This is a genomic window from Microbacterium sp. NPDC058342 (assembly GCF_042723935.1).
GTDB lineage: Bacteria > Actinomycetota > Actinomycetes > Actinomycetales > Microbacteriaceae > Microbacterium.
The window spans coordinates 400729-414752 of the sequence record NZ_JBHXID010000001.1; the positions used below are offsets into that span (position 1 = coordinate 400729).

Consider the following 14024-nt stretch of genomic DNA (forward strand, 5'->3'; position numbering starts at 1 on the left):
CGGTGCTCGGATGGGGTGCGTCACAATGGAGGTATGAGCGCCACGCAGTCCCGGCATGCGTCGCGTGCACCGCTCGCCGTGCGGATCGCCCTTCCGATCGGCGTGCTGTTCACCGCAGTCGCATCGCTGGCGACGCTCGGCGGCGTGCTGGCGTCGGTGCCCGCCGAGGATGAGCTGCCCGCACCCGCCGCGGTCATGTCGCTGCCGGACGTCGTCGTCGCGCAGACGGTGGCTGCCGATCCATGTGCGACCGACGCGGTGACGTCGGCGCTGCGCTCGGACGACGACGCCGCCGTGATCGCGGCGTTCGGCGGGGGCGAGGCGTTCCGTGCGGCTATCGCGGCCGGGAACGCGCCGTGCGTCGCGCTCGACGACCCGCGGCGCGCTTGGGTCGTGGTCAACAAGCTGCGACCCCTCCACCCGGTCGACTATGCGCCCGCCTCGGTGACCGCGTCGAGCCTGCAGGGCACCTCGCGCTCGGTCAGCATGCGTCCCGCTGCCGCAGAGGCGCTGGAGCGGATGGCGGGCGCGGCCCGCACCGCCGGCGTGGGGGCGCTGGGCGTCAACAACGCCTATCGCTCGTACGGACTGCAGCAGGTGACGTACTCGCGGTTCGTGCGGGCCGAAGGACAGGCCGGGGCGGATGCGGGGTCTGCGCGCCCCGGTCACAGCGAGCACCAGACCGGTCTGGCCCTCGACGTGGTCGCCTGCTCGCCCGGTTGCGGCGGGATCGGCCAGTTCGGCGGCACGGCGCAGGGCGAGTGGGTCGCGGCGCACGCGTGGGAGTTTGGCTTCATCGTGCGCTACGAGAAGGGTGCCACCGGAACGACCGGCTACATGCCGGAGCCGTGGCATCTGCGCTACATCGGCGAGGAACTGGCGAAGGCCTACCACGAGGGCGGCTTCCACACCCTGGAGGAGTTCTTCGGTCTGCCGGATGCTCCGAACTACGCGCCCTGAGCCGCTGAGCGGCCGACTGTCGCTTCCCACAAAACCCGAAACGCAGTCCCATGCGTTGTGAGACGCATTCCCACAATCCGCTGTCGTGGGCGGTGGCCGGGACGTAGACTCGCCGGTGCGACGACGCACACGACTTTCAGGACTTTCAGGAGGACGTCATGGAACGCGACATCTACGAAGAGGATCACGAGGCCTTCCGCGATCTCGTCAAGGACTTCGTCAAGCGCCACGCCACGAACGAGAACATCGAGAAGTGGGAGGCGGCCGGCGAGATCGACCGCGAGACCATGCTCGCAGCGGGCGAGGCCGGGCTGATCGGCCTGTCGGTTCCGGAGGAGTTCGGCGGCGCCGGAATGCTGCAGGACTACCGCTTCCGCACCATCGTGATGGAGGAGGTCATCGCGGCCGGGGCGGGCTCGCTGGCGGGTGCCTTCGGCATCCAGGACGACCTCGCCGTCCCCTACCTCGTGCACATGGGCACGCAGGAGCAGAAGGAGAAGTGGCTGCCGCGCATGGCCACCGGCGAGGTGCTCGGCGCTCTCGCCATGACCGATCCGGGTGCCGGCTCCGACCTGCGCGGCATCAAGACAAACGCGAAGAAGGTCGACGGCGGGTACATCCTCAACGGCGCGAAGACCTTCATCTCCTCCGGCACGACGGCCGACATCGTGGTCACCTTCGTCAAGACGGGCGAGGGCAACCGCCCCGACGCGTTCAGCCTGCTCATCGTCGAGAAGGGCATGGAAGGGTTCGATCAGGGCAAGAAGCTCAGCAAGATGGGCTTCCACGGCTGGGACACGGCCGAGCTGAGTTTCACCGACGTCTTCGTCCCCGACGAGAACCTCATCAGCGGCAAGGAGGGCCAGGGCTTCATCCAGCTGATGATGAACCTGCCGCTCGAGCGCCTGTCGATCGGCGTCGCGGCGGCAGCCGCCGCCCAGGCCGCGACGGACTGGACCATCGCCTACACGAAGGATCGCGAGGCGTTCGGCGAGCGCATCGCCGACTTCCAGAACACCCGGTTCCGTCTGGCCGACATGGTCACCACCACGGAGGTCATGTGGGCGTACGTCGACCGCGCGCTGCTGGCCTACAAGGACGGCAAGCTCAGCGCCGAGGACGCCGCGAAGGTGAAGTTCTGGACGACCGAGCGCGAGTGGGAGGTGCTCGACACGGGTGTGCAGCTGCACGGCGGCTACGGCTACATCATGGAGTACCCGATCGCGAAGGCGTTCACCGACGCCCGCGTGCACCGCATCTACGGCGGCACCAACGAGATCATGCGCGACCTCGTCGGCCGTCAGATCGCCGGAAAGCGCTGACGCTGGGTCCGCTCGAGGCCGTCCGGATGCCGCATCCGGGCGGCCTCGCTCCTGCTTCGGCCCGGCGCCCGCTCAGGCGACCGGCCTCGCGGCCGCTTCGCGAGCGGTCTTCGACGCCGGGGACGCGGCGCCGAGCTTCCAGTAGCCGGTGAAGCTCACCCGGTCCTTCTCGACGCCGCGCTCGCCGACGAGCAGGCGGCGGGCGCCGGATGCGAGCGCCTGCTCGCCCGCGATGTAGGCGTGGAACGGCGCGTCCGGCAGCTCGAGCCCGCGCAGGGCCTGAAGCGCTCCGACGCCCGGAGCATCCGCCTCCGTTCGCACCACCCACTGCACCTCGACACCGGCGGGATGCGGGAACGCGAGCGCGTCGTCCTGCGACGCGACCTCGATGACGACCCGCCCGGAGGCCGACGCGGGCAGCGACGCGCAGATGCCGGCGATCGCGGGCAGCGCCGTCTCGTCGCCGACGAGCACGACGCGATCCTCTCCGCGCGCGGGGTTGAAGCAGAGCCCCTCATCGATCACCAGCACGTGCTCACCCGGTCTGCAGGTCTCCGCCCAGCGGGAGGCGGGACCCGCCGTGGCGTCAGGTCGTCTCGCTGGCGCTCGCTCAGCACCGGCGCCCGCCGAGCCGTGCAGCACGAAGTCGACGTCGATCTCGGCACCGGCGTCCGCGGTCGCCGCGCGGTGCGCGCGCACGGTGTAGTTGCGCATGACCGGGCGCTCGCCGTCGGGGATGCGCAAGAACCTCAGGTACCCGAAGACCTTGTTCGCCTTCTCCGGCACGCGCTCCAGACCGGCCTCGCCGCCGATCGGCAGGAACAGCCGGAACCACTGGTCGTAGCCCATGGGTGTGAAGCGGTCGACCTCGCCCCCGCCGAGGGTCACCCGCATCCACCTTCCCGACAGTCGCTGTGTGCGCAGCACGGTCAGGTGGATGAGCTCGGGCGAGACGGGCTTGACGATCTTGCTGATGGGCATGGCGGATCCTCTCAGGACGGCTGCCAGGGAAAGGTGACGGTGAACACGAGGGCGAAGGCGGCGAGCGTCGCGACCGTGAAGACGGTGTCGCGGATGCGCCACCGCAGCAGATGACGCTCGGTGCGGGTCGGATGCGCGCCGAAGGCGCGGGCATCCATCGACAGGGCGACCCGCTCGGCATGGCGGATGCCCGACGCCAGCAGCGGCACGATGTACCCCCAGCCGCGCACGAGCCGGGCGATCGGTCCGCGGCCGCCGAAGCGACCGCCGCCGCCATGACCCCGCACCCGGTGCGCGGCCCGGATGACGGCGAGCTCGTACCCGAAGCGCGGCACGAACCGGTAGGCGGCCAGTGCCGTGTAGCCGATGCGGTAGGGCACGTGCAGCTGCTGCACCGACGCGCGGACGAGGTCGGGCCCGGCGGTGGTGAGCCCGCCGATCAGGGCCAGGCCGACGATGGCGGCCAGGCGCAGGGCGGTCGCCAGCCCGATCGTCAGGGCGCCCTGATGCAGCGTCCCGCTGCCGAGGCTCAGCACCACGGGCGTCGCGGCGACCTCGGCGGGGTCGATCCAGACGGCGAAGCCGACCGTGAGCACGGCGATGCCCAGCGGCATCCCGGCCAGCAGCAGCGCCACCGTGCGACGGGTGAGCCATGCCCCGCTGAGGAGCATGGCGTACGAAAGAGCGAGGAGCACCGCGGGGGTGACGAGGTCGCGGGTCGCGACGAGCAGGGCCATGGCGGGGACCACCGCCGCGATCTTGGCGAGCGGGTTGAGATGGTGCAGCCAGAAGCGAGGGGATGCCGGTGCCTCGGAATAGGGGTCGACCGGTGTCGTCCCGGTCGTGGCGGGTGCGGGGCTCGGCGGCCCGCCGTGAGCGGGCCGCGTCGGCGGCAGCACCTCGCCGGTGCGCCCCGCGGCGAGCATCCGGCCATCGTGCAGCAGCACGGTGTGGGTGGCGTACTCCTCCACCAGGCGCAGATCGTGCGTGACGACCACGATCGTGGTGCCCTGCCGCTGCAGCTCCCGCAGCAGGTCGAGCAGTTCCACGGCCCGTGCCCGGTCCTGGCCGAAGGTGGGCTCGTCGAGAGCGACGACGGCGGGCCGGGTGATCAGGGCCGTTCCGACCGACAGTCGCCGCTTCTCGCCACCCGAGAGCAGGAACGGATGCACGCCGGCCCGGTGCCTCAGCCCGAACCGGTCGAGCATGTCGTCCACCCTGGCGTCGATCTCGACGGGGTCCAGGCGCTGCAGGCGCAGGCCGTGGGCGAGCTCGTCGCGCACGGTCGCGGCGATGAACTGGTGCTCGGGGTTCTGGAACACGAAGCCGACGTGTGCGCTCAGCTGACGCGGTGACGCCCGTCCGGCGTCGAGACCGCCGACCGTCACGCTGCCGCGCGGCGGCGGCACCACGCCGCCGAGCGCCTGCAGCAGGGTGGTCTTCCCCGCGCCGTTCGGACCGACGATCGCGGTGAACGATCCCGCGTCGATGTCGAGGGAAGGGACCTCCAGCAGCGTGGTCCCGCTCCTGGCGACGTGCAGTCCGCGCACGGTGATCGCGGCGGGGTGCTCATCCGTCGTCCGTGCGGATGCCGTCGCGGCGTCGCCGGCCGCCGGATCGTCCCGCGCCGGCAGGAGCTCAGCGGGCAGCCAGACCCCGAGCGCGAGCAGCTCGTCGGCGTGCTCGTGGATCGTCTGCGGCGCCGGGCCGTCCAGCAGCATCCGTCCTTCGCGATCCAGCACGATGACGCGGGTCGCGAAGCGCAGCGCGGCATCCACGTCGTGCTCCACCAGCACGAGCGCGCGGTCGGCGTCGGCGGCGAGCTCGGCGAGCGCGCCGTACACATCGTCCACGCCGGCCGGGTCGAGGTTGGCGGTGGGTTCGTCGAGGACGATCACGCGCGATCGCATGGCGATCGCACACGCGATCGCGAGGCGCTGGCGCCCCCCACCCGAGAGGGCGTCGGGGTTCTCGTGCCGGCGACGCCACAGCCCCACCTTTCTCAGCGCGTGCTCGGCCCGCCCTCGCACCTCGGATGCCGGCAGCAGCAGGTTCTCGAGGGCGAAGGCCACCTCATCGAGCACCGTGCCGGTGACCAGCTGCGAGTCCGGATCCTGGAACACCATCGAGATCTCGGTGCTGAGCCGGGAGACGGGGGTGGTGCGCGTGTCGAGCCCGGCGACCTGCACCGAGCCCTGCATGGCGGCGTCGATCGACTGCGGGATCAGCCCGTTCAGGGCGAGGGTGAGCGTGGACTTTCCCGAACCGCTCGGACCGAGGACGAGCACCACTTCGCCGGCGGAGACGTCGAAGGACACTTCCTGCGGAGAGGGATGCGCAGCATCCGCGTGCGTGACGCTGAGGTCCTGCACGCGCAGGAGAGGCACGGTCGTGCGCACGGGCTGTCCTCTGTCGGCGGGTCGGTGCCTACCAACTTAGCCTACCCTTACCTGGAGTCGTGGCCGGCGCTGTGATGCGACGACCGCGGGGCGATGCCCGCCCGGCGGAGCGCATTGCCGACGGCGATGCCGACGCCCGTCCAGGCGACCGGACCCAGCACTGAGATCGTCAGGTACACCAGCTGCACCCACGGGGCGAACGTGCCGAGGTCCACGACGAGGCCGACGACCACCGCGACCAGGACGCCGATGACCACCGCCGAGACGAAGAACCGCCAGCGGCCCCAGGCTCGATAGCGGGTGAGCGCCGCCACGCCCTCCTGGATGGCGCCGAACAGCAGGGCCGTGCCGATGAAGCGCATCGCGAACGTCGGATTGAAGGCGCTGGAGATGAGCGCGGCGATGACGTGCGTGATGAGGGCGACCAGCGGACGCCTCAGCACCTCCTGCGCGATGATGCCCGGGAGCACGTGCACACCGAGCACGAGCCCGTAGAGGTACGGGGTGACGGCCAGCACTCCGAGCGTGATCACGCCGGCGATGCCGCCCAGGATGCCGGTGGCGACGCCGATCGCCGCGCAGACGAGCAGTGTGCGCGTGCTCAGGGCGGCGGCGGAGGGCACCGATCAAGGCTATCGGCGATCGGAGGGAGCTGCGGCCGCTCGCACCGGAGAATATCCGGCTCGCGGAGGATCGCTGGCGTCGTGTCGCCGGGCCGGACTAGTTTGAACGGCGGATGTCGCAGCGCAGCGGCATCCGGAGAACAGGAGCGACTCATGAGACGAACACCCCTCAGAGTGACAGCGGCCGTATCCCTGGCCGCGTTGTTCATCGGATCCACGGCCACCACCGGCTTCGCCGCCGAGGGGGTGAGGACTCCCACCCCGGTCGAGGGCGCGCCCGGGCACTACATCGTCGTGCTCAAGGCGGACCCGCTCGCGACGTACGACGGCGACACGAAGGGGCTCCGGGCCACCAAGCCCGCGAAGGGCGAGAAGCTCGATGCCCACTCCGCCGACTCGCAGAAGTACATCGCGCACCTCAAGAACGAGCAGCGCAAGCTCGCCAAGGAGAAGGGCCTCACCCCCGACGCGGACTACCAGGTCACGCTGAACGGGTTCTCGGCCGACCTCAGCGGCGAGCAGGTCGACAGGCTGCGTGCCTCGAAGGACGTCCTCGGGGTGTATCCCGACAGCATCCGCCACCCGCAGGCGCAGTCCTCCACGGACTTCCTCGGTCTCGGCGATGACGACAGGGGCCTTCGCGGCGTCTGGCAGAAGACCGGCGGCGTCCGCACCGCGGGCAGGGGCGTGGTGGTCGGCGTGGTCGACACGGGCATCGCGCCGGAGAACCCCTCGTTCGCCGGAGACAAGCTGAAGAAGGCCAAGCACCACAAGTCCCAGGGCCGGCCCTACACCGACGGCTCCTACGTCTACTACGACAAGGCCGACGGCAACACCTTCAAGAGCCCGATCGTCACGGGTCAGGAGTGGAACAAGCACGACTACTCCACCAAGATCGTCGGCGCGCAGTACTTCTCCAGCGGCGCCGCCGCCGCGGGCTTCGACTTCCAGTACGACTTCCTCTCGCCGCGCGACGGCGCCGGGCACGGCTCGCACACCGCGAGCACCGCGGCGGGGAACTTCGGCGTGGAGGCCTCCGTCTCGGGCGTCGACTTCGGCACCGTCTCGGGCGTCGCGCCGGCCGCCAAGGTCGCCGCGTACAAGGCCTGCTACGAAGGGCCGGATCCGGCCGTCACCGAAGACGACATCTGCGCGCTCAGCGACCTGGTGTCGGCGATCGACGCGGCCGTCGAGGACGGCGTCGACGTGATCAACTACTCCATCGGAGGCGGCGCCGCCACGGGGGTCGTCGAGCCCGACGACCTCGCCTTCCTCAATGCGGCGGCCGCCGGCATCTTCGTCGCGGTCAGCGCAGGCAACAGCGGGCCCGACCCGGTCACCGCCGACCACGCCTCGCCCTGGTACACCACGGTCGCGGCATCCACCATCCCGACCTGGGAGGGCACCGTGCGCTTCCCGGGGTTCGAGAAGGCGGGCGCATCGGTGAGCGTGCCCTTCGGCAGCCAGGTCAACGGACCGGCGATCTACTCGGGCGATGCGGCTGCCGGTGACGGCGCGCAGCTGTGCCTCCCCGGGTCCCTCGACCCGGCCGCGGTCGAGGACCACATCGTGGTGTGCGACCGTGGCGAGAACGCCCGCGCCGAGAAGTCCGATGTCGTGAAGGCGGCCGGCGGCATCGGGATGATCCTCGTGAACGTCCCCGGTGGTGCGGACTCGCTCGACAACGACTTCCACGCGGTTCCGACCGTGCACCTCGCCGCCGCGCACCGCGCGGCCGTGCTGGATTACGTGCGTGGCGGCGTCGACCGGCCGGTGACGCTCGTCGGCGAGAACACGACCGGCGTCGTCACGCCCGTGCCGCAGATCGCCGGATTCTCGAGTCGCGGCCCCATGAAGGCCGCCGGCTCCGACATCATCAAGCCGGATGTCGCCGCCCCCGGCGTCGCGATCCTCGCGGCGACGAACAACGCGAGCAAGGCCGAGCCGACCTTCGGCATCCTGTCGGGCACGTCCATGGCGTCGCCGCACGTCGCGGGTCTCGCCGCGCTGTACCTCGGCGAGCGACCGGATGCGACTCCGGCCGAGATCAAGTCGGCGCTGATGACCACGGCCTACGACACGGTGAACGCCGATGGGACGAAGAGCACCGACGTGTTCGCGCAGGGTGCCGGCCAGGTCGACGCCGAGCGCTACTTCGATCCGGGCCTGCTGTACCTCAACGGCGTGCAGGACTGGGCGTCCTACATCGAGGGCGTGCTGCCCGGAACCTTCGCCGGGGTGGACCCGATCGACGGCAGCGACCTCAACGTCGCGTCGATCTCGATCGGCACGCTCGCCAGCGCGCAGACCGTCACGCGCACGGTCACGTCGACCGCACGGGGCGTCTACCGCGCCGAGGCGTTGATCCCGGGCGTGGATGTCACGGTCGAGCCGTCGACCCTGCGCTTCTCGAAGGCCGGCGAGTCGAAGAGCTTCACGGTCACGTTCGACAACGCCACCGCACCGGTCGAGAAGTGGGCCACGGGCTCGCTCACGTGGAAGGCGAAGGGCAAGCGCGGCGACGTCCGCTCGCCCCTGGCGGTCTTCCCGGTCACCGCCGACGCTCCGGCCGAGATCTCGGCGACCGGAGCCGACGGATCGAGCTCGATCGAGATCATCCCCGGCGTGAACGGCGAGCTGCCGCTGAACGTCAGCGGGCTGACGCCGCTGGAGCTGCTCGTCGACGAGGCGAACCCCGTCGACGGTCACTCGGGCGATCAGGACTCCGGCGACGAGAACAAGGACGTCTCCTGGATCGTCGAGGTGCCCGAGGGCACGACGCTGAGCCGTTTCGACCTGGACTCGTCGGATGACGAGGGCAGCGACCTCGACCTCACCGTCTATCGCGTGGTCTCTCCCACCGACCTGCGCTACTACGAGAAGTGGCAGTCGGCGACGGCGTCGGCGGACGAGCAGGTGACCATCACCGGGCCCACCGCGGGCACGTACATGGTGGTGGCGAACATCTACGCGGCGCCGAACCCGATGACGTGGGACATGACCCACGCCGACGTGGCTCCGGGGGCGGATCGGGGATCGTTGACGGCGACCCCGAACCCGCTGGAGGTCACTCGCGGTCGGGCCACCTCCTACGACCTGTCGTGGAACGGTCTCGAGGCCGGGTCGGCCTACCTGGGCGTCGTGCAGTACGGCGACTCCGACGTGCGCACGATCGTGACGGTCGACGCGCGGTAGTCCCGTCGCACGACGGCGGGCCGGTCCTTCGGGACGGCCCGCCGTCGTGCCAGGGGCCGGCGGCGTGCGGCGTCAGCCCTCGGACGGCAGGCGGATCTCGACGCCGTCCAGCGGATGCTTCTCGAGGTACGAAGCGATGTAGGGGCAGTACGCGGCGATCGCGTCACCGGTCGCGGCGGCATCCGCCAGCGCCTCGGCCGCGAGCTGTCGCGCCAGGCCGCGTCCCTCGAAAGCGTGGTCGATCTCGGTGTGCGTGAACCGGAACTCGCCGGGTCGCCGGCGGAACTCCGCGAAACCGGCGAGCGTGCCGTCCGAGTGGATCTCGTAGCGCGAGGCGTCGTCGTTGCGGGTGACCGTGATCTCGGGCATCTCTCCTCCTTCGATTGCGTCCAACCTACGCGTCTCGGGCCTGTGGAGGGAGAGACCGGCGTCGGCGCCGGTCGTTACGCTGGAGGGATGCCGCAGCATCCGTCCGAACCGTACGAGGGCGTCCCGTACCCGGACGAGCCGTGGGGCGAGCCCGAGGAGATGGACTGGGTCCCGCCGGAGGACGGCTACGAGCCGCCGCTGGACTGGGGCACGGCCCCGTCGACGCCCCCGTCCGGGTCCGCCGCGACGCGTCCGGGCGGCGAGCACCGGCGGGAGCAGGCGAAGGCGGCTCCCGCGCGATTCCCGACCGCGGCCGAGGCGCTGCGCATCGTGTTCGGGTACGACGGGTTCCGCGGCGACCAGGCGGCGATCGTCGATCAGGTCATCGCCGGCGGGGATGCCGTCGTGCTGATGCCCACCGGCGGCGGCAAGTCGATCACCTATCAGGTGCCCGCTCTCGTGCGCGAGGGAACCGGGCTGGTGATCAGCCCGCTCATCGCCCTCATGCACGACCAGGTCGATGCGCTGCGCGCCAACGGCGTGCGCGCCGCCTATCTCAACTCCACACAGTCGCCCGACGAGCGCAGGCAGGTGGAGCGGGCATACGTCGACGGCGAGCTCGACCTCATCTACGTCGCGCCGGAGCGGCTCTCCTCCGTGCAGACGACCCGTCTGCTTCAGCGCGGCGTCCTCAGCGTGATCGCGATCGACGAGGCCCACTGCGTGTCGCAATGGGGTCACGACTTCCGGCCCGACTACCTGGCGCTCGGCGATCTCGCCGAGCGGTTCCCCGGTGTCCCGCGGATGGCCCTCACGGCGACCGCCACCCGCGCCACCCACGCCGAGCTCACCGAGCGCCTGCAGCTGGAGGGTGCGGAGCACTTCGTCGCGAGCTTCGACAGGCCCAACATCCAGTACCGCATCGTGCCAAAGGTCGACCCGCGCCGGCAGCTGGTGGACTTCATCCGCTCGCAGGCCGAAGGCGCGGCCGGCATCGTCTACGCCCTGAGCCGCAAGTCGGTGGAGCAGACCGCCGACTACCTCGCCGGTCAGGGCCTCGACGCGCTGCCGTACCACGCGGGGCTGCCGGCCGAGGTGCGCGCGGCCAACCAGTCGCGGTTCCTGCGCGAGGACGGTGTGGTGATGGTGGCCACGATCGCCTTCGGCATGGGAATCGACAAACCCGACGTGCGCTTCGTCGCGCACATCGACCTGCCGAAGTCCGTCGAGGGGTACTACCAGGAGACGGGCCGCGCCGGACGCGACGGCGAGGCGTCGGTCGCGTGGATGGCGTACGGACTCGGCGACGTGGTGCAGCAACGACGACTCATCGACCAGAGCCCGGGCGATCGCACCTTCAAGATGCGGATGGGTCAGCATCTGGATGCCATGCTCGCGCTGTGCGAGACCGTGGAGTGCCGCAGGCAGAACCTGCTCGGCTACTTCGGTCAGGAGAGCGCGCCGTGCGGCAACTGCGACACCTGCCTGGAGAGGCCCGACACCTTCGACGGCCTCGTGCCCGCGCAGAAGCTGCTCTCCACGATCGTGCGACTCAAGCGCGAGCGCAACCAGGCGTTCGGCGCCGGGCACCTCATCGACATCCTCCGCGGATCCTCGAACGACCGCATCCGCAAGATGCGTCACGAGCAGATCGCCACGTACGGCATCGGCGCCGATCTCTCCGAGCAGGACTGGCGCAGCGTCGTGCGGCAGCTGCTCGCCCGCGGCATCCTCGTCGCGCAGGGCGAGTACGGCACGCTCGCACCGGGTGAGGCCGCCACCGGGGTGCTGCGAGGCGACACCCCCGTGCCGTTGCGCAAGGACACCATCGGGCGGACCAGCGCAGGGCGGGCCCGCAAGGCGAGCGCGGCCTCGGAGTCCGTCGCCTCGGGCGACCGCTCGCTGTTCGAGGCGCTGCGCGCCTGGCGGGCCGAGACCGCGCGCGAGATCGGCAAACCCGCGTACATCGTGTTCGGAGATGCGACCCTGCGTGCCCTCGCCGAGACGCGGCCCACGACCATGGGCGGCCTGGCCGGCATCACCGGAATCGGCGAGAAGAAGCGGGATGCCTACGGAGAGGCCGTGCTCGAGGTGATTGCGGCGCACTGACCCGCGGGTGTCGCTCCGCGCTGACGAACGCCTTCAGGGAGGGGTGAATACCGGGGTGAGTGAGGGCCACATGCCGTGCAGGTCGCGGCGCCTCTCCTAGGCTGAGCGCCAGCTGTGCGCGGCGGCTGCGTCTTCACGCTCCGGGGGAGCATCACGGTCGTTTCCGCGCCTTGATGGAGGAGGAAAATGACTATGACCAATCGACGAAGTCGATCGCACGCCCGCATCGGGGCGACAGCGGTCATCGGTGCGATGGCGCTCGGAAGCGTCTTCGCCGCACCGGTGGCGTACGCGGCCGACAATCTCGAGTCGGGCGATCTCGAGATCACCCACCAGCTGAACCAGGGGTACCGATCCGGCGATTACGCCGCGGACTGGAATGACGGATACGGCCCGATTCCGATCATGACCGACACCGCGGTCGATGGATCGCCGGTCGACCTCGGCAACCCCCAGGACCTCTGGGACGGCAACACCTGGCAGACGCCCGCGGCCGGCGACGGGCAGACGAACCCGTGGGGCTACTACATCCGCAGCAACGACCATCTGCTGCCGCAGGTGATGGGAACCGTGGACGCGATCCCCGCGCCGCAGTGCGTGGCCGACACGGTGCGCATCCATGCCACCGCCGAGATCGAGAACCTGGGCCCGACGCGCGGCGTCTGGACCCTGGGAAACGCGACGCTGTACAACGCCGGCGTGGAAGCGGACAGCCAGTCCTTCGGCCGCAGCGGCACGTCGACGCCGGTCGGCGCCGTCGTTCCGATCGAGCTCACCGGCGAGGTTCCGCTGGCCGCCGTCCAGAACGGCGACATCGACTTCGCCATCTCGATCGAGACCTACCACGACGGCCCGAAGGCCTGGGAGTTCCGCGACTTCCACGCGACCTACGACGTGCTGTGCGACCCGGCGGCGAACGACGTCGAGCGCACGGTCATGCCGAACGAGCCCACCACGATCGACCTGACCGATGAGGTCGTCACCGACCTCGCCGACCCCGACTGGAGCACGCTCACCCTGCGTGACGACGCGGGCGATCCCGTGAAGACCCTCACCACCGACGCCGGCACCTACGAGGTCGTCGGCTCCACGATCGTGTTCACCCCGGACCCCGACTTCCCCGGTGGCGACACGCCGCCGGTCACCTGGGCCGTGGAAGACACCGATGGCAAGTCCGCCGAGGCGAGCCTCGACCTGCTCGTGGCGCGTCCGCCGGTGGGCGAGCCGCTCCGCGGCACGACCGAAGCGACCGACCCGGTGCGCCTCGACCCGGTCGCCGACGCGGAAGCACGCGACGGCGCGACGATCGACCCGACCTCCGTCCGCCTGGTCGGACCGGCCGGCGAACTCGTCACCGAGCTGACCGTCCCGGGCGAGGGCACGTACACCGTCGACCCCGACACCGGCGAGATCGCGTTCGTCGCGGTTCCGGGCTTCGACGGTGTCAGCTCGGTGAACTACTCCATCGCCGACAGCCGTGGGCTCCGCGGCGAGAACGTCGTCGAGGTCGAGGTCACGCGCGTTCCGGCTCAGCTCGAACTGAGCGACGACAGCATCCGGGCGGACGAGTTCACCGCAGAGGACGGAGGGATCGAGGCGACCATCACGTTCTGCCGGGCCGGTGAGGACGTGCGCTTCGAGGCGACGCCGCTGAGCGGCCAGAACGTCGACCCGATCGTCGTCGAGGCCGTCGCCGACCAGAACGGCACCGCGACGGCGGTGTTCTCGGGCACCGGGCAGGACGCCGCGTTCGTGGGCGACTACGAGGTGACGGTCACGTGCGGCACGGTCGAGCTCAGCACCGCGTTCACCGTGACGGCCGCTCCCGAGGAGCCGACTCCGGCGCCGAGCACCGACGACGACGGCCTCGCCACCACCGGTGGCGGCGCACCGGCGGCGGCGCTGTGGTCCGCGCTCGGCCTGCTCGCGGCGGGTGGCGCGCTCACCGTGGTCCGCCGGATCGGCGCTCGCCGCGCCTGACGGATGCCGGGCACCGCTCGGCTGAGCGGATGCTCCCGCCGCCCCGCAGCTCCGGCTGCGGGGCGGCGGTCCGTTCGTACCGGGCG

9 protein-coding genes are annotated in these 14024 nt (G+C 70.8%); 5 read left to right on the forward strand and 4 right to left on the reverse strand.

What is annotated here, in order from left to right; translation table 11 throughout:
* Positions 1 to 33 precede the first annotated feature (33 nt).
* The gene (locus ACFWHT_RS01840; protein ID WP_378824924.1) at positions 34 to 960 is read left to right on the forward strand and encodes a M15 family metallopeptidase; all 927 of its coding nucleotides are present in this window, start codon (positions 34 to 36) and stop codon (positions 958 to 960) included.
* A gap of 158 nt (positions 961 to 1118) precedes the next feature.
* Positions 1119 to 2282, forward strand: a complete 1164-nt coding sequence (locus ACFWHT_RS01845) for an acyl-CoA dehydrogenase family protein (protein ID WP_378824926.1) — start codon at positions 1119 to 1121, stop codon at positions 2280 to 2282.
* Between the two features lie 72 nt (positions 2283 to 2354).
* Here ACFWHT_RS01845 and ACFWHT_RS01850 read toward each other — a convergent pair whose 3' ends face one another.
* The 3 genes from ACFWHT_RS01850 to ACFWHT_RS01860 are packed head-to-tail and all read right to left on the reverse strand — an operon-like array spanning position 2355 to position 6285.
* Positions 2355 to 3263 (reverse strand): siderophore-interacting protein, encoded by a 909-nt coding sequence (locus ACFWHT_RS01850; RefSeq protein ID WP_378824928.1) that lies wholly within the window; start codon positions 3261 to 3263, stop codon positions 2355 to 2357.
* Positions 3264 to 3274: 11 nt separating this feature from the next.
* Positions 3275 to 5662, reverse strand: a complete 2388-nt coding sequence (locus ACFWHT_RS01855; RefSeq protein ID WP_378824931.1) for an ATP-binding cassette domain-containing protein — start codon at positions 5660 to 5662, stop codon at positions 3275 to 3277.
* Positions 5663 to 5709: 47 nt separating this feature from the next.
* On the reverse strand, positions 5710 to 6285 hold the full coding sequence (locus ACFWHT_RS01860) for an ECF transporter S component (protein ID WP_378824933.1): 576 nt from the start codon (positions 6283 to 6285) through the stop codon (positions 5710 to 5712).
* A gap of 153 nt (positions 6286 to 6438) precedes the next feature.
* Between ACFWHT_RS01860 and ACFWHT_RS01865 the strand changes: the two genes are divergently transcribed.
* Complete coding sequence (locus ACFWHT_RS01865; RefSeq protein WP_378824935.1) at positions 6439 to 9480, forward strand: S8 family serine peptidase; 3042 nt, start codon at positions 6439 to 6441, stop codon at positions 9478 to 9480.
* 72 nt (positions 9481 to 9552) lie between these two features.
* On the opposite strand, the gene ACFWHT_RS01870 is transcribed toward ACFWHT_RS01865, so the two are convergent.
* On the reverse strand, positions 9553 to 9849 hold the full coding sequence (locus ACFWHT_RS01870; RefSeq protein WP_378824937.1) for a GNAT family N-acetyltransferase: 297 nt from the start codon (positions 9847 to 9849) through the stop codon (positions 9553 to 9555).
* 87 nt (positions 9850 to 9936) lie between these two features.
* Between ACFWHT_RS01870 and recQ the strand changes: the two genes are divergently transcribed.
* On the forward strand, positions 9937 to 11958 hold the full coding sequence (gene recQ, locus ACFWHT_RS01875; protein ID WP_378824938.1) for a DNA helicase RecQ: 2022 nt from the start codon (positions 9937 to 9939) through the stop codon (positions 11956 to 11958).
* Between the two features lie 192 nt (positions 11959 to 12150).
* Positions 12151 to 13938: a hypothetical protein gene (locus ACFWHT_RS01880; protein WP_378824940.1), complete on the forward strand. Its 1788-nt coding sequence runs from the start codon at positions 12151 to 12153 to the stop codon at positions 13936 to 13938.
* The last annotated feature ends 86 nt before the right edge of the window (positions 13939 to 14024 follow it).